We start from the raw sequence: 16,513 nt of genomic DNA on the forward strand, positions 1-16,513 counted from the left end.
CGGGTCGCTCGCCGTCTCTGGACGCAAAAAGGGCTCGCCGGGCGGATGTCGCCCGGCGAGCCCATGCAACTATCAGAAGTTGGTGCCGCCCGAGAAGCGGAAGTTCTGCGTGATGTCCGAATTCGCCTTCGAGGTGACGACGGCGTAATCGAAGCGGATCGGGCCCATCGGAGAATTCCACAGGATCGAGGCGCCGACCGACGAACGGATGCGGAAGCCGTTCGACGCCGGCACCACGCAGGTGCCCTGGCCGAAACCGGCTTCCGGCGTGTAGGCCGCCAGACAGGTCACGCCCGGGATGGTGGGCAGATTGTTGCTGTAATTGGTGCGACCCTGGAAGTTCCAGAGGCTGCCGGCGTCGGCGAAAAGCGCGCCCCTCAGGCCAAGATCCTTCGGCACGCCCCACAACGGGAACTGCACCTCGAGCGAACCGCCGACATAGTCGGTGCCGCCCAAGGAGTTGCCGGCGCGCGCGTTCCAGGTCGTGAACAGATTGGAGTCGCGCGGGCCGATGCCGCCGGGCGCGAAGCCGCGAACGAGGCTCGGGCCGAGGTTGAAGTTGTCCTGGATGCGGGGCGTATAACCGCCGAACGGCGTGAGGTTGCCGCCCTGCAGACGCGCGATGCCGACCACGTCATCCAGATAGGGGACTTCGTGGAAGTAGCGCATATCGCCCGTCGTGCGCAGGTAACGCGAATAGCCGCCGAGACCCGCCGCGTCCTGGCTGAAGTTGACCATCCAGCCATTGTGCGGGTTCATGAAATTGTCGATCGTGGCGTAATTCAGCGAATAGCCGATCGACGAGGTCGTGATCGTGCCTTCCGATTCCTTGATCGCCAGCGACGCTTCGCCATTCGACAAGCAGTTGACCTGCAGGTTCGGATAGCCCTGATCATAGGGGAAGAACGGCGAGGGCCCGGGGGTGATCGCCGTGGGAACAGTACAGTCGTTGTACGGCTTGCTGATCGAATTCGGGATCGAGATCGTCGTCTGATAGAGCGAATAGCGCGGGGAGAAGCTCAGTTCGTCCGTGATCGGAACGCCGAAGCGGATCGTGCCGCCAACCGAGGTCGACGAATAGATCGAGTAGCTGTAGGCGTCCTGCCGGCGCGCGAAGACATCGAAGCCGGCGGAGATGCGCTGGTCGAGGAAATAGGGCTCGGTGAAGCTGAAGTTCACGCCGCGCGCGATCTGGCCCGCCTGCACCGACAGACGGACAGCCTGACCGCGGCCCATGAAGTTGCTCTCCGAGACCGAGACTTCCGCGATGAAGCCCTGATTGGTCGAATAGCCGCCCGAGACGCCGAAGTTGCCGGTGGGCTGATCCTCGACGTCCACATTGAGCACCACGCGGTCCGGCGCGGACCCCGGCTCGTTGGTGATCTTGACCTTCTTGAAATAGCCGAGGCCGTTCAGCCGGCGTTCCGCGCGATCGATGAGCACGCGGTTGTAGGCGTCGCCCTCGCCGAGGTCGAATTCACGACGAATCACATAGTCGCGGGTGCGCGTGTTGCCGTGAATGTTGATGCGCTCGATATAGACGCGCGGCCCCTCGTCCAGGACGAAGTGGATCGACACCGTCTGGGCGGCGGGGTTGCGCTCGCCACGCGGACGCGCCTGGGTGAAGGCGTAACCTTTCTTGGCCGCTTCACGCGTCAACGCCTCGACCGATTTCTCGACGGCGTCGCCATTATAGACATCGCCGGGCGACAGGCGCAGCAGACCATTCAGCGCGGCGCCGTCGATATCGGGCAAGTGCGATTCCACGTCGACGGAAGACACATGATACTGCGGACCTTCCTCGACGACGATGGTGATGACATAGCCGCCCAGAGCCGGATCGAACTGCGCGTCCGAACTCACCACGCGGAAGTCGGCGTAGCCGTTCTTCAGATAAAAGCGGCGCACGAGCTCGAGATCCGACGCGATGCGGTCGGGATCGTAAACGTCGCTGGTCTTCAGGAACGACAGGAGATTCATCTCCGTCGTCTCCATCAGGCCGACCAGGCGACGGTTGGAGTAGACATTGTTGCCGACGAAACGAATCTCCTTGACGCCGGTCTTGTCTCCCTCGGCGACCGTGAAGACGACGTCGATGCGGCCATTGGGCAGCTCGACGGTGCGATAGGAGACCTTGGCGGCCGCGCGGCCAGCCCGGCGATAGATCTCCATCAGACGCGCCACGTCCGCCTCGGCCACCTGCTGGCTGAACGCGCCATGGGCCCGCGTGCGCAGTTCGGGCTGCAGGTTCTCGGTCTTGACCTTGCTGTTGCCCTCGATGACCACGCGATTGATCTGATTGCCCTCGGTGACGCGGACGATCACGTCATTACCCTTCCGGGTCGCAGAGACCGTCGCAAAGCGGCCGCTGTCGCGAAGCGCCTCCAGACCCTTCTCCACCTCTTCAGGGCTCGAGCCGGTGAAATAGGAGCGGATGGTCTCGGCGTCGGCGCGGGCGTTGCCCTGCACGATGATCGCGGCGGCGGCGGGCGTGGACAGGACGACCAGCGCCGCCAGCAGCGCGGCGAGCAATGACGAAGATTTCCAAATGCCGCAGATGGATCGCATGTAAAGCAGGTCCTCGTCGCAACTTCCGCCGCCCGGAGCGCGGCATGATTACAATGATATGCAAATGGCGAACGGCGCCATAGGCCCATTGAATCTTCTACAGGGTTTAACCTACCCTGCAAACGCAGAATAAAATCTCTTCCAGCAATTTGTCGAAGGCGTGGCCGCAAAGCCACGATTCATGGTGAGAAGATCGTTAACAGGCGGGCATCTCGCCGCCGAAAAAGCGAACCCGCGGCTTGCCGCCACGGATTCGCCCCAAAAGGGTCACGGGTCTCAGGACGCCCCGCCGGCGAACCGCTGGATGAGCCTGGCGATGTCATTGTAGGTCGAGAAGATCATCAACGTGCCGACCATTGCGAGACCGAGCCGGAAGGCGACTTCCTGCGCGCGCTCGTTGAGCGCCTGGCCGCGGATCGCCTCAATGCCGAAAAACAGCAAGTGCCCGCCATCCAGCAGGGGAACCGGCATCAGGTTAAGAAGGCCGACCGAGACCGACAGAATGGCGATGAGATTGAGAAAGGGCCCGAGCCCCACCTTGGGCGCGGCCTGAGCCATATGGCCCGAAATCTGGGCGATGCCGATCGGACCGGACAACTGTTCGGCGCTCTCCCGGCCGCTGATCAAGCCGCCAAGGTAGGAGCCCGTGCGATGGACAACCTGCCAGGTCTCCTCGACTGCGGCTACGACGGACCCCAGCGGTCCGAAACGCTCCTCGCGCACATCGGCCGGAGCTGTCGACGCCTTCAGGCCCAGCATGCCGATGCGAACCTTGCCCACCGCACTCTCGACCTCGCGCCAGGCCGGCGTCGCTTCGAGGGTTACGTCCGCGTCTCCACGCCGTACGACGATGAGCAGCCGGGCGTCGGCGGAGCTCGAGACGATCTCCTGCAACTTGGCGAAGGTTGGAATAGGGGCGCCGTCGATCGTCAGCACGAGATCGCCCGCCTTGAAGCCGGCTTTCTCGCCCGCGCCGCCCGCAACCACAGAACCGACGCGGGGCACGAGCGCCGTCCGCCCGTAGTAACTGAAAATGCCCGCGAAAATCGCTATGGCGAGGATGAAGTTGGCGAAGGGCCCGGCAAAGACGATCGCCGCCCGCTTCCAGACAGGCTGCGCCGCGAAGGTCACAGCGCGCTCAGCCGCCGGCATGGCCGCGACCGCGTCCGGGTCTGGCCCGCTCGCCGCATTCGCGTCGCCATGAAATTTTACATAGCCGCCGAGCGGAATGGCGGCGACCCGCCACCGCGTGCCATGGCGATCGACCCGCGCGAAGAGCTCGGGTCCGAAGCCGATGGAAAACGCGTCGACCTTCACCCCGCACCAGCGACCGACGATGAAATGGCCGAATTCATGAAAGAAGACGACAACGCTGAGAACGATGACGAATGGGACGACGTAGGTCGCGAAAGTTGTCAACATGGCCAGCACTTTGTCCCCTCCAACGCTTCACGCCGCCAGAACCGCGGGGGCGCGATCTGGTTACTGAAGCGTTAACATGCCCGACGGCGCGTCCACGGCCAAGCCCTTCCGCGACCTTTCCCTGACAATATGGTCAACGCCAAGGGCTTCTTCCACGCTCTCGGGCTCCCTCGCATAGCCGTCCCGCAACGCGGCGTCGCAGGCCTCGGCAACGTGTTTCGCGATGCCAGAAAAGGGGATGCGGCGATCGAGGAACGCCTCGACGGCGATTTCGTTCGCAGCGTTCAGGACAGTCGCGAGCCCCCCGCCCTGCGCCAGCGCGTCGAGCGCGAGCCTCAGCGCCGGGAAGCGATCGAAATCAGGGGCCTCGAAGGTCAGCGACCCGATCTGCGCGAAATCCAGTCGCCGCGCCGGCGTCGTCAGACGCTCAGGGTAGGCGAGACAATGGGCAATGGGCACGCGCATGTCCGGGGGCGCGAGGCCCGCCGTGACAGAGCCGTCCGCGAAGGCGACGAGCCCGTGCACGATGGACTGCGGATGCACCACCACCTCGAGCTTCTCGGCCGGCACGCGGAAAAGATGATGGGCCTCTATCAACTCGAGGCCCTTGTTCATCAGGCCTGCGGAATCGACCGTCACCTTGGGGCCCATCGCCCAATTCGGGTGATTGAGCGCCTCGTCGACGGTCGCAGAGGCGATGCGCTCACGGCTCCAGGTTCGGAACGGGCCGCCCGAGGCGGTGACGATCATGCGCTCGATGCGAGAGGGGTCCTCCCCGCCGAGCGCCTGGAATATGGCGTTGTGCTCACTGTCGACCGGGAGAAGCTGCGACCCCGTCCGGTTGGCCGTACGCATGAAGGGCGCGCCGGCGCAAACCAGGCATTCCTTGTTGGCGAGCGCCACCGCCCGCCCCAGAGATATCGCCGCATGAGTGGGCTCCACGCCCGCAGCGCCGACAATGGCCGAGACCACCAGATCCGCGTCCCGCACAGCCGCCTCGATCACGGCGTCGCGGCCGGCGGCGACCTGAATATTCGTGCCGGAAAGCGCTTCCTTGAGCGCCGCATAGGCGTTTTCGTCCCGGATTGCGGCGAACTCGGCCCCGACGCGCCGTGCGATCTCGGCGAGCGCCGCAGCGTCACGCCCCCCCGCCACCGCCGAGACCGAGAAACGCTCCGGATCACGCTCCAGAAGATCGACAGTGGAGCGTCCGATGGAGCCCGTCGCGCCGAGAAGAACGATGCGGCGCGGCGGCCGCGCGCGCCCGTTCGCCTGTCCGTTGCTCAAACCCATGCCCTTCATCACCAGAGAAACAGATTATCCGCCGCGGATGGCTTGCCGCCCACGACGCTGATTGCCGCCGCCAGAATGCTGGCGAAGATGAAACCGTCCAGCCGGTCCATCACCCCGCCATGGCCGGGGATGATCCGGCTCGAGTCCTTGACCCCGAACCGCCGCTTCACCGAAGATTCGGCAAGATCGCCCATTTGCGAGACGGCCGCCGCCAGCAGAGCGACGAGAAAGGTCTTCCCGCCCGCGAGAGCCGGACCGCCGCCGAACCAGGCCGTCGCGAGCCCCAGGGCCGCCCCGCTCACGACGCCGGTGATCGTGCCCGACCAGGTCTTGCCGGCGGAAACGCGCGGCCACAGCTTCGGCCCGCCGATCAGCCTGCCGCCAAAATAGGCAAAAACATCCGTGCCCCAGACGATGGCGAAAAGAAAGGCGATGGCGAGGAGTCCATGGTCGGGCGACTGCCTCAGCCAGCAGACCGAAAAGATGGGCGCGCCGGCGTAGAAGACGCCGGCCGCCGCCCATAGCCTGCGCTCCGGCCCCGCGAGCAGCGCCGCAACAAAGGCAAGAACGCCGAGCGAGAGCGCCGCCGGGCCGACAAGGCCGGTCTGGCCAAAAGCGGCGGCGGCCGCGACGGCGACGCCTCCCGCCGCGACGCGCCAGCGCCGGCGGGCGCCGCCGATGAGGCCCTGCCACTCCCAGTTGATCGCGAAGCCGGCGACGATCCAGAAAGAGGCGAACACGTCGCCCCCGAGATAGAGAGCCGCCAGCGCCGCCGCGACCATGACGAGAGCGGAAATCACGCGCGGACCGAGGTCGGCGAACCCGCCGGCTCCGGCGCCTGCGCTCTTTGGCGTGGCGCTCATGCTTTGGGCCTCATCGTGACGCGGTCCTGGCGTTGCGCCGCGGCGACTCGACCCGCCCGAATCGCCTCTCCCTGTGCGCGTATTCCTCGAGCGCCGCCGACATGGCCGCACGGTCGAAGTCCGGCCAGTGGATCGGCAGAAACACGAATTCGGCGTAGGCCGCCTGCCACAAAAGGAAATTGGACAGACGCTGTTCGCCCGAGGTGCGGATGATCAGATCGGGGTCGGGTATGTCCGCCGTGTCGAGCTGCGCGGAAATGGCGTCGGCGTCGATCTCTTGCGGCGACAATCGCCCCTCGGCGACCATCTGAGCGAGCGCGCGCGCGGCGGCCGCAATCTCCTGGCGGGCCCCGTAATTGAAGGCCACGACCAGCGTCAGACCGGCATTGGCTTGGGTGACCTGTTCGGCCTCCCTGAGGAGATCGGAAATTTCAGGAGCAAGGTCCTCACGCGCGCCAATCACGCGAACGCGGACATTGTTTGCGTGTAGGTCCGCGAGATCGTTGCGGATGAAGCGGTGCAGCAGGCCGAGCAGGCTCTGCACCTCTTCGCGCGGGCGCGACCAGTTCTCGGCCGAGAAGGAATAGATCGTCAAATAGGAAATCTTGAGGTCGATCGCGGCGCGCACCGCCCGGCGCACGGCCTCGACCCCGCGCCGGTGGCCCTCGAAGCGCGGCAGGCCTCGGGCCGCGGCCCAGCGGCCGTTGCCGTCCATGATGAGCGCAACGTGCCGCGGAGCCGCCGGAACGGCGACGGCGGTCGCCGCCATGTCGAGAATCTCGGTTTCCGCCATTCTCACGTTCCAGTTCGCGGGAAAAACTCTTCCGGAAAACCCTGGCCCGGCCACTATGGGCGCGCCCGAGCCGTCGTCAGACCTGCATGATTTCCTTTTCCTTGGCGGCCAGCGCGGCGTCGATCTCCTTCACCGACTCGTCGGTCGCCTTCTGGACCTCCGTCTCGTGCCGCTTTTCGTCGTCCTCCGGGATGGCGTGATCCTTCAGAAGCTTCTTGAGGATATCGATCCCGTCGCGGCGCACGTGCCGCACCGCGACGCGCGCCTCCTCAGCGTATTTGTGAGCGACCTTGACCAGCTCCTTGCGGCGCTGTTCGTTGAGCTCCGGCATACGGATGCGCAGAATCTGTCCCTCGACAGTCGGCTGGAGGCCCAGATTCGCTTCACGGATCGCCTTGTCGACGGCGATCACCAAGGCCTTGTCCCATACCTGCACCGCGATCATGCGCGGCTCCGGCACGCTCACCGTGGCGACCTGATTGAGTGGAGAAACCTGGCCATAAGCGTCGACATGCACGGGATCGAGCAGGCTCGCCGAGGCCCGCCCGGTGCGCAGGCCGCCAAACTCGTGTTTCAGCGTCGCGATGGCGCCCTGCATGCGGCGCTTCAAATCCGCGAGGTCGAATTTGTCCGTCATGATCTCCAAACCTGTTTGGCTCCCCCGCCGCCGCAAGGGCGCACGCACGAGGGCGATTCTTTTTGCGACCCGAACCCATCGGAGGCCGGCGTGCGCGAAGCAAGGGGCCCCTTATGGCATGTTTTCGAAGCCGACGCGCGGAGAAAGCGTTCCGTCCCTATGGGGCGACGAGAGTCGAACGCCCGCCGCCAGAAAGAACCGAGGCGATCGCCCCGAGCTCCCCAATTGAAAAAACAATGATTGGAATCCGGTTTTCGCGCGCCAGCGCGAAAGCCGCCGTATCCATCACCGCGAGATTTTGCGCGATGGCCTCGTCGTGGGTCAAGCGCTCGTAACGGCGCGCCGACGGATCGCGCTTGGGATCCGCCGTATAAACGCCATCGACCTGAGTCGCCTTCAAGACAGCGTCGGCGGAGAGCTCCGCCGCGCGCAGCACGGCGCCCGTGTCCGTGGTGAAGAAGGGATTTCCCGTGCCGCCGGCGGCGATCACGACGCGGCCCTTGGCGAGATGGTGGAGCGCGGCGCGGCGCGAGAATGATTCGCACAGGGAAGGCATCGGCACGGCCGAAAGGCAGCGCGCCTGGCGCCCCTGCCCCTCCACCGCCTGCTCCAGCGCCAAACCGTTCATAACCGTGGCGAGCATGCCGATCGAATCGGCGCGAGCGCGCTCGATTCCCGTCTCGGCGCCCTTGATCCCCCGAAAGAAATTCCCCCCGCCGACAACGACCGCGATCTCGTGGCCGTTCTCCGAGGCGGTCGCCAGATCCTTTGCGATTCGCTCCAGCGTGACGGCGTCCAGCCCATGAGGAGAAGAACCCTGGAGCGCCTCGCCCGAAAGCTTCACGACCACGCGTTTGTATCGCTTCGAAGCGTAGTCGGGCATGGCGTATCTCGCTGTCTTGCTTGGGCGGGGCGCGCTTTACATACGGACCATGCGCCGCCTTCGCAAGTGCGCGCGCCGGGGTCACGGCCCGACCTCGCCCCCTGTCGCGCCAAAGACCTGGCCCGTGGCGTAGCTCGACTCGGTCGACGCCAGCAGCACGTAGAGCGGGGCGATTTCCGCCGGCTGGCCGGGGCGGCCGAGCGGCGTGTCGCCGCCGAATTCGGTCAGATGCTCCTGCGTCTGCCCGCCGGAAGGCTGCAACGGCGTCCAGAAGGGACCCGGCGCGACGGCGTTGACGCGAATCCCTTTTGACGTGAGCTGCTTGGCGAGCCCCCAGGTGAAGTTCAGGATGCCGGCCTTGGTCACCGCATAGTCGAGGAGATGCTGCGAGGGCTGGTAGGCGTTGATCGACGTGGTGTTGATGATGGTCGAGCCGGGCGGCATGTGGGGAATCGCCGCCTTGGTGATCCAGAACAGCGCGTAGAGATTGGTGCGGAAGGTCCAATCCAGGTCTTCGGTCGTGATTTCCAGGATGGATTCGTGGACGTGCTGGCGGGCGGCGTTGTTGACGAGGATGTCGAGACCGCCAAGTTCGTTGACGGCGTCTTCCACCATGCGCTTGCAGAATGCCTCCTCGCGTATGTCGCCGGGAAGCATCGCCGCCTTGCCGCCGGCGTCGTTGATCAACTCCGCGACCTCCCGCGCATCCGGCTCCTCGTCCGGCAGATAATTTATGGCGACGTCAGCGCCCTCGCGGGCGAAAGCGATCGCCGCGGCGCGGCCGATCCCCGAGTCGCCGCCCGTGATCAGCGCCCGGCGACCGGCGAGCCGCCCGGAGCCGCGATAGCTCCTCTCGCCATGGTCGGGGCGCGGGTTCATCTTGCACGCGAGGCCGGGCCAGGGCTGGGGCTGCTTATCGAAGGGCGGCTTGGGATAGAGCTCGCGCGGGTCGCGCAGGCCGTCCACCGGCCGCATGGCGGGAGGAGCCGCCGGCGCGCTTTCTATCCCGTTGACCGCGACATTTTCCCGGATGGTTTCTTCTATCGACTGTTCATGCGCAGGCATCGCGACCCTCCCGCCGCCCCGCCAATCCGGCGAAACGCGGGGGAATCATAAATGTTTCAAGCGGTCTGCCGTGGCTGGGCCAAACGAAAAGGCCGGAGCGTGCGCCCCGGCCCTTGAAACCTTGCCTCGACTAAGCGGAACTTCGTTATTTCAGCCTTTCGCGGCCGCAGCGACTTCCGCCGCGAAGTCGCTCGACTGCTTTTCGATGCCTTCGCCCAGCGCATAGCGGATGAAGCCCTTGATGGCGATCGGCGCGCCGGCCTTGCCCTCGAGCTCCTTCACGGCCTGGGCCACGGTCTTGCCGGCGTGCTCGGGGTGGTTCGAGACCTGGTCCAGCAGGCAGACTTCCTTGGCGAAGGTCTTGATGCCGGATTCGACGATCTTGGCCAGCACGTTCTCCGGCTTGCCGGCGTTCTTCTCGCGCAGCAGATTGGCTTCGCGCTCGACCACGGCGGGATCGAGGCCCGAGGCGTCCATCGCCTGCGGATTGGCCGAGGCGACATGCATGGCGATCTCGCGGGCGAGCTTGGCGAGGACTTCCTTGTCGCCCGTCGACTCCAGCGCGACGATCACGGCGATCTTGCCCTGCCCGTCGACGACCTGGCCGTGCACGTAGCGGCCGACCACGCCCTCGCCCACGGTGAGAGCGGCCGCGCGGCGCAGCGTGAGGTTCTCGCCGATGGTGGCGATGGAGCTGGTGATGTTCTCGGCCACCGTGCCGCCGCCCGGATAGGCCTGCGCGCCGAGTTCCTCCGCGGCGGTCTTGCCGGTCGTCAACGCGACTTCGGCAATGTTCTTGACGAGCGTCTGGAAGTCGGCGTTACGGGAGACGAAGTCCGTTTCGGAGTTCACCTCCACGACGACGCCTGTCTTGTCTCCGGTCAGCGCCGCGACCAGACCCTCGGCCGCGACGCGGTCGGCCTTCTTGGCGGCCTTGGAGAGGCCCTTCTTGCGCAGCCAGTCGATCGCGGCCTCGAATTCGCCCTCGGTCGCGGTCAGCGCCGCCTTGCAGTCCATCATGCCGGCGCCGGTGCTCTCGCGCAGTTCCTTGACAAGGGCGGCGGTTATCGTGGCCATGTTGAAATCCTCCTGTTTGGGAGCGCGCGCCGCGCGGCCTCCCGGCTCTCGGGTGCGTTTATTGCGACGGGCGCCGGCTCAGGAAAGAGCCGGCGCCCGATGTCGGATCAGGAAATGACAGTCCGGCTTTAAGCGGAGAGAAGCGCGCGCGCCTGATCGACCCAGCCATCACGGGCGATACGGCCGTTGAGCTTGAGTTCGGCGTCCATCTTTTCGCTATCGGCCGGCGTCATCGCGGCAATCTGCCAATAATGGAAGATGCCGGCGTCATTGAGCTTCTTGACGAGTTGCGGACCAACGCCGTTGAGCTTCGCAAGATCGTCGGGCGCGCCGCGCGGCGCGGCAAGAAGCTCGAAAGCTTCCGTCGACGCATACGCGCCGGCTTCGCTCGCGACGGCCGGCTCGGCCTCCGGCGTCTCGGCGGCTCCCAGATCCACGCCCAGGGCGCCCTGGCTGCGGGAAATACCGTCGATCGCCGCCTTGGCGATAAGATCGCAATAGAGGGCGATGGCGCGGCCGGCGTCGTCATTGCCGGGGATCGGGTAGCTCACCCCGTCCGGGTCGCAATTGGTATCGAGGATCGCAACCACCGGAATCTTGAGGCGATTCGCCTCCTTGATCGCGAGCTGCTCCTTATTGGTGTCGATGACGAAGATCAGGTCGGGCGTGCCGCCCATGTCCTTGATGCCGCCGAGCGCCTTTTCCAGCTTGTCGCGCTCGCGGGTCAGGAGCAGGCGCTCCTTCTTCGTGACGCCCTGGGCGCCCGCCGAGAGCTGCTCGTCCAGCTTGCGCAGCCGGTTGATGGAGGCGGAAATCGTCTTCCAGTTGGTCAGCGTGCCGCCGAGCCAGCGGGAGTTGATGTAATATTGCGCGCTGCGCCTGGCGGCGTCCGCGATCTGATCCTGCGCCTGACGCTTGGTGCCGACGAAGAGAACGCGGCCGCCCTTGGACACGGTGTCGGAGACGAGCTTCAGCGCCTGATGCAGCAGCGGCACCGTCTGGGCGAGGTCGATGATGTGGATGTTGTTGCGCGCGCCAAAGATATAGGGGGCCATCTTCGGGTTCCAGCGATGCGCCTGGTGACCGAAATGAGCGCCCGCCTCGAGAAGGCCGCGCATGTTGAAATCAGGAAGCGCCATGGTTCTTTTCTCCGGTTGAGCCTCGGCGAAGGTTGGGAAAGCCGGGAACCGGCCACCGGAAGCGACGTCTTTGATCAGACGCCACGAAATCCTCGCCTGTGGAATGCGCGCGCTTATAGGCGAAGCGCTCGCAGGGAGCAATAGGCTGGCCACAACAGTCGCGGACCCCCCGCCGGCGGAGGCGCGGGGAAAGGCCTCGGGAGCTCGAAGACTTTCGTTTTTCCGCCGCAAAAATTATTTGAGCCGCGACCAGTTGTCGCACATTACATCATTGTTTTTACACGCATACGTGCCACTTTTGAGCGTCCAAAAATAGCTATGTCAGGCGCATTGCCAAGCGTTTTGAATCGAGCTAGGGTTACCTCGATGCGGCAAGCATTCTGGTAAAAAAACAACAGGGGGAAAACGCATGGCCGTCAACGTTCATAGCTCCGGCGACCTCGGCAAGATGCTGATCTGGGCTGCTGCTTTCATCGGCTTCGTTGTCGTGGCTCTCACTTGGGTTCCGGACTGGATCTCTCCGGAAGGCTCCAACGGCACGGGCAACAACCGCGAGCAGTTCGGCACCGCCGGCACCGGCTCGACCGCCCGCATGATTCAGTAATACCCCTGCCTGAGGACTTGCCGGGGTGGCCTCCCCGGCTTCGTCCTCGCGCAAGGGCGGTCCGCCGTCTTACGGCGAGGCCGATCTGGAGCCGACGCTATCGACTTGATCGGGCGTCGGCTTCTGCTTTTTGAACCCACATCGTCGCTCTGCCGACGACGGAACGCCGGTTCTTCAAATTGCTCGAGAACCGAGAACGCCTGAACCGCAACTCGCCCGCTCGAACCCTCGCCCGATGGGTAAATCGGGGCTATAAAGGGCGGCATCATCTGCGGCGGAGCAAGTCCGCGAGCGCCGCCTCCTTCGGACGCAACAACACAAGATGGACCTCAACGCCGCCCTCCACGTTTCCCTTCACAGGGTCGGGAACGAATTATTTTCGGCGGGCTCGGTCCTATCGGTCTATTCTTTGGCGACCTCTTTTGGCGTCGCGCTCCTTGCATTGGGCTACCGCCAGAAAAAACGGCGGGGCCGGGTTTTTCCGAGGGTCATCGCGCGGGCCGTTCTTGCCAAGAAAATTCTGACGCGCGCCTCTGTTCACGCGGACATCAAGCTTTTCGTTCTGAGCGTGGTTTTCATGCCGGTCGTCGTCGGCGCGCTGGTCGTTTCATTGAATACCGTCTCGACTGGCGTGCACGCGATGCTCAACAGCGCGTTCGGCCCGGCCGAGCCTGTCGAGTGCTGCGACTTCAAGATGAAGGCTGTCTCGACCGTTGTTCTCTTTCTTGCCTATGAGATCGGCTATTATCTGGACCACTATCTCAAGCATAGGGTTCCATTCTTGTGGGAGCTTCACAAGCTCCACCACACTGCCGACGTCCTTACGCCGTTGACGAACTACAGAAACCATCCCATCGACAGCGTCGTTTTCGGCTATATGCTTGCCCTGTTCATCGGCGCCGCGTCCGGCGTGCTCGAATATCTCTACGGGCAGAAAGCCGAGTTCTTCTCCGTGGAGGGGAAGAATGTCCTTTTCATCATTTTCCTCTGGACGATCGGACATCTCCAGCATTCCGAATTCTGGATTCCGTTCCGAGGCCTCTGGGGCCATTTCGTCCTGAGCCCGGCGCATCATCAAATTCACCACTCCAAGGACCCTCAGCATTTCAATCGCAACCTCGGCAGCGTGCTCGCGGTGTGGGACTGGATGTTCGGAACGCTTGAAATCCCTCCGGAAAAAAACCCACGGCTCGTCTATGGCGCGGACGAGGAAAGCGTCGACCCGCACTCCGCTCTGGGAATGCTCGTCACGCCGCCCGTCAAGGCGGCGGCGGCGCTGTGGCGCGCAGTCGCTTCGGTCAAACGGTCGATCGCCGACACATGGACAGCAGCTACCGAGAAATTGCAGCAGACGCGCCAGGGCTGACGTCGATCAGAATTCGATTCCCTCCTGCGCTTTCACGCCAGCCGAAAAGTGATGCTTCACCAGAGTCATTTCGGTGACGAGATCGGCTGCCGCGACAAGTTCCGGCTTCGCATTTCTCCCTGTGACGACGACATGAAGATCGGCGCGGCGCGCGGCGAGCCTGGCGAGAACCTCATCCATCGGCAGATGGTCGTAGCGCAGCGAAATATTCAATTCATCGAGCAGCAGCAGGCGGATCTCGGGATCATCCATCAGTTCGCAGGCTGTCTCCCAGGCGCGGCGGGCGGCGGCTTCGTCTCGCGCGCGATCCTGGGTCTCCCAGGTAAAGCCCTCTCCGAGCGTATGCCAGGAAACGGCGCCGAGCTTTTCCAGCATTTCGCGCTCGCCGCTGCGCCACTGGCCCTTGCCGAACTGCACGACGCCGACCTTCCAGCCATGGCCGAGCGCCCGCAAGGCGAGGCCGAAGGCCGCGGTCGATTTCCCCTTGCCCGGACCTGTATGGACCATCAGCAGGCCCTTCTGCGCGATGGTCTTGCCGGCGACCTCCGCGTCCTGAACGGCCTTGCGCTTTTCCATCTTGGCGCGGTGGCGGCGCGCCGCGTCGCTTTCTTCTTCGGTCAAGGCTGGCTCCCATTTGACGTCTATGGCGCCTGCGCATATGACTGATTGCGACGGTCCTTCGCAAGAAGGCGAAGAGGGAACGCGGTGCGGGCACGCCCAAAGCCGCGGCTGCCCCCGCAACTGTATCCGGGAAGGCCGCGCCATCGGCCACTGAGCTCCAGAGCTTGGGAAGGCGGCGCGGATGGTGGACCCGGAAGCCAGGAGACCTGCCGTCGCGGCGACGCCTTGTCGCCTGTCACAATATTTCGCCGCCGGTGGGGCGGCAGGGAGACGCTCGATGAACACGAACACCGCCGCCGTCCGCTCGCTTTCGACCTCGAAGGCCGACACCCTCAAGGCGGCTTTCGTCGCCTTCCTCCTCGGCCTCGGCCTGGTCTATGGCGCGGGTTTCGCCAATTCCGAGGGCGTCCACGACGCGGCGCATGATTCGCGCCACGCGCTTTCCTTCCCCTGCCACTAGCCGCCGCGCCACGCGACCCGTGATCGCGCGCCTTCTGGCGGCCGGCCTCGTCGCCGGCATTGTTGCGGGCCTCGCCGTCGCGGCCCTGCAGCATGTCACCACGACTCCCCTCATCCTCGCCGCCGAGGTCTATGAGGCGGCGCAGCATGCGCATGACGCCGCGGAACAGGCCGCGCCCGCCTTCGAGGGCCTGCGCCGGACGGCGGCGACAAGCGTCGCGACGATCGCCGTCTCCACCGGCTATGCGCTGATCCTGCTCGCCGGCATGCTCTTTTCCGGCGACGCCATCGGCCCGCGCCGCGCCGCGCTCTGGGGCGCCTGCGCCTTCGCCGCGACCGGGCTCGCGACGAGCCTCGGCCTCGCCCCGCAGCTTCCGGGCGCGGCCGAGACCGATCTCGCCGGCCGTCAGCTCTGGTGGCTGGCGACGGCCGCGTCGACCGGGGTCGGACTATTCGCGCTTTTGCGCGGCGAGTCCGTCGCCGCCCGCGCCTTCGGCGCCGCGCTGCTCGTTGCGCCGCATTTCTTCTGGCCCACGCCGGCGGCGCCGGAGAGCACGGTTCCCGCCGAACTCGCCGCGCGCTTCGCCGCCGCCTCGCTCGCCGTGCAGGCGGCGTGCTGGGTGCTCGCCGGCGCGCTCGCCGGCCTTGTCTGGCGGCTGGCGTCACGCGACGAAACGGAGGCGGCATGAGCGCGCAGAAAATTCCCGCAACCATCGTCACCGGCTTTCTCGGCGCGGGGAAAACCACGCTGATCCGCCATGTGCTGGAGAACGCCGGCGACCGGCGCCTCGCCCTCGTCATCAACGAGTTCGGCGATGTGGGCGTCGACGGCGAGATCCTGCGCGCCTGCGGCGTCGAGAACTGCCCGGAAGAAAACATCGTCGAACTCGCCAATGGCTGCCTGTGCTGCACGGTCGCCGACGATTTCGTGCCGGCGATCGAGGCGCTGCTCGCGCATGAGAAGCGGCCCGACCACATCATCATCGAAACGTCCGGTCTCGCCTTGCCGAAGCCGCTGGTGAAGGCTTTCGACTGGCCGGCCATCCGCTCGCGGCTGACCGTCGACGGCGTGATCGCGGTGATCGATGGGAAAGCTGTCGCGGAAGGCCGCTTCGCCGACGATCCCGACGCGATCGCCGAGGAGCGCGCCGCCACGGAGACGATCGACCACGACAATCCTCTGGAAGAAGTCTTCGAGGATCAGCTCGCCTGCGCCGATCTGGTCATTCTCAACAAGACCGATCTGCTCGACGAAACGGAAGAGCGCGACGTCGCGGCGCAGCTCTCCTCGGGCGCCCGCTCAGCCGTCAAACTCGTGCGCGCGCGCCAGGGTCGGGTCGATCCGCTGGTTCTGCTCGGCCTCGCGGCGGCCGCGGAGAGCGATCTCGACAACCGTCCCTCGCACCACGACGCCGAGCCTGATCACGACCACGACGATTTCGACAGTTTCGTCGTGAGCCTGCCGGCCATCTCCGAACCGGCGGCGCTCGCCGAGAAACTGGCCGCCGTCGCACGCGATCACGACGTGTTGCGCGTAAAGGGCTTCGTCGAGGTCGCCGGCAAGCCGATGCGGCTCCTCGTGCAGGGCGTCGGCGCGCGCATCCAGCATCATTTCGATCGCGCCTGGAAGCCGGGAGAGAATCGCGCCAGCCGTCTCGTCGTCATCGGCGAAAAGGGGCTCGACCGCGACGCCATCATCGCCGCGCTGGCCCAGCCGTGACGC

Annotated in this window: 16 protein-coding genes and 1 riboswitch; of the genes, 5 read left to right on the forward strand and 11 right to left on the reverse strand. The window is 65.3% G+C overall.

The annotated features are described in order from the left end of the window. Positions 1 to 72: 72 nt before the first annotated feature. From bamA to WOC76_RS15345, 10 genes are all read right to left on the reverse strand, one after another. Entirely contained in the window at positions 73 to 2,568 is a 2,496-nt protein-coding gene (gene bamA / locus WOC76_RS15300) for an outer membrane protein assembly factor BamA (RefSeq protein WP_341388906.1), read from the reverse strand. Positions 2,569 to 2,844: 276 nt separating this feature from the next. Further along, positions 2,845 to 3,990, reverse strand: coding sequence for a M50 family metallopeptidase (locus WOC76_RS15305; protein ID WP_341105658.1), 1,146 nt, complete (start codon positions 3,988 to 3,990; stop codon positions 2,845 to 2,847). A 60-nt stretch (positions 3,991 to 4,050) separates the two neighbouring features. After that, entirely contained in the window at positions 4,051 to 5,292 is a 1,242-nt protein-coding gene (gene dxr, locus WOC76_RS15310) for a 1-deoxy-D-xylulose-5-phosphate reductoisomerase (RefSeq protein ID WP_445928475.1), read from the reverse strand. Then, positions 5,292 to 6,146 (reverse strand): phosphatidate cytidylyltransferase, encoded by an 855-nt coding sequence (locus WOC76_RS15315; RefSeq protein ID WP_341105656.1) that lies wholly within the window; start codon positions 6,144 to 6,146, stop codon positions 5,292 to 5,294. The genes dxr and WOC76_RS15315 overlap by 1 nt, the downstream gene beginning before the upstream one ends. A 10-nt stretch (positions 6,147 to 6,156) precedes the next feature. After that, positions 6,157 to 6,939, reverse strand: coding sequence for an isoprenyl transferase (locus WOC76_RS15320; RefSeq protein ID WP_341105655.1), 783 nt, complete (start codon positions 6,937 to 6,939; stop codon positions 6,157 to 6,159). Between the two features lie 76 nt (positions 6,940 to 7,015). After that, positions 7,016 to 7,576 carry a ribosome recycling factor gene (gene frr / locus WOC76_RS15325; RefSeq protein WP_341105654.1) on the reverse strand — a complete coding sequence of 187 codons (561 nt, stop codon included), beginning with the start codon at positions 7,574 to 7,576 and terminating at the stop codon, positions 7,016 to 7,018. A gap of 157 nt (positions 7,577 to 7,733) precedes the next feature. After that, positions 7,734 to 8,459: a UMP kinase gene (pyrH, locus tag WOC76_RS15330; protein ID WP_341388909.1), complete on the reverse strand. Its 726-nt coding sequence runs from the start codon at positions 8,457 to 8,459 to the stop codon at positions 7,734 to 7,736. 81 nt (positions 8,460 to 8,540) lie between these two features. After that, complete coding sequence (locus tag WOC76_RS15335; RefSeq protein ID WP_341105653.1) at positions 8,541 to 9,524, reverse strand: SDR family oxidoreductase; 984 nt, start codon at positions 9,522 to 9,524, stop codon at positions 8,541 to 8,543. 150 nt (positions 9,525 to 9,674) lie between these two features. After that, on the reverse strand, positions 9,675 to 10,601 hold the full coding sequence (tsf, locus tag WOC76_RS15340) for a translation elongation factor Ts (protein WP_341105651.1): 927 nt from the start codon (positions 10,599 to 10,601) through the stop codon (positions 9,675 to 9,677). 128 nt (positions 10,602 to 10,729) lie between these two features. Further along, positions 10,730 to 11,740, reverse strand: a complete 1,011-nt coding sequence (locus tag WOC76_RS15345) for a 30S ribosomal protein S2 (protein ID WP_341105649.1) — start codon at positions 11,738 to 11,740, stop codon at positions 10,730 to 10,732. A gap of 409 nt (positions 11,741 to 12,149) precedes the next feature. Here WOC76_RS15345 and WOC76_RS15350 point away from each other — a divergent pair, with 409 nt between their 5' ends. After that, complete coding sequence (locus tag WOC76_RS15350; protein WP_341105647.1) at positions 12,150 to 12,344, forward strand: hypothetical protein; 195 nt, start codon at positions 12,150 to 12,152, stop codon at positions 12,342 to 12,344. A 322-nt stretch (positions 12,345 to 12,666) separates the two neighbouring features. After that, entirely contained in the window at positions 12,667 to 13,710 is a 1,044-nt protein-coding gene (locus WOC76_RS15355) for a sterol desaturase family protein (RefSeq protein ID WP_341105645.1), read from the forward strand. Between the two features lie 6 nt (positions 13,711 to 13,716). On the opposite strand, the gene cobO is transcribed toward WOC76_RS15355, so the two are convergent. Continuing rightward, on the reverse strand, positions 13,717 to 14,331 hold the full coding sequence (gene cobO / locus WOC76_RS15360) for a cob(I)yrinic acid a,c-diamide adenosyltransferase (RefSeq protein ID WP_341105643.1): 615 nt from the start codon (positions 14,329 to 14,331) through the stop codon (positions 13,717 to 13,719). Positions 14,332 to 14,365: 34 nt separating this feature from the next. Beyond that, positions 14,366 to 14,559, forward strand: a riboswitch (cobalamin riboswitch). Between the two features lie 49 nt (positions 14,560 to 14,608). On the opposite strand from cobO, the gene WOC76_RS15365 reads away from it, so the two are divergent. From WOC76_RS15365 to cobW, 3 genes are read left to right on the forward strand one after another with little or no spacing between them, the layout of a single operon-like run. Beyond that, on the forward strand, positions 14,609 to 14,791 hold the full coding sequence (locus WOC76_RS15365; protein ID WP_341388911.1) for a CbtB domain-containing protein: 183 nt from the start codon (positions 14,609 to 14,611) through the stop codon (positions 14,789 to 14,791). Between the two features lie 19 nt (positions 14,792 to 14,810). Then, positions 14,811 to 15,479, forward strand: coding sequence for a CbtA family protein (locus WOC76_RS15370; RefSeq protein ID WP_341431482.1), 669 nt, complete (start codon positions 14,811 to 14,813; stop codon positions 15,477 to 15,479). Further along, positions 15,476 to 16,510, forward strand: a complete 1,035-nt coding sequence (gene cobW / locus WOC76_RS15375; protein WP_341105640.1) for a cobalamin biosynthesis protein CobW — start codon at positions 15,476 to 15,478, stop codon at positions 16,508 to 16,510. The genes WOC76_RS15370 and cobW overlap by 4 nt, the downstream gene beginning before the upstream one ends. Positions 16,511 to 16,513: the final 3 nt, after the last annotated feature.

This window comes from Methylocystis sp. IM3, from assembly GCF_038070105.1.
In the GTDB taxonomy this organism is placed as follows: domain Bacteria; phylum Pseudomonadota; class Alphaproteobacteria; order Rhizobiales; family Beijerinckiaceae; genus Methylocystis.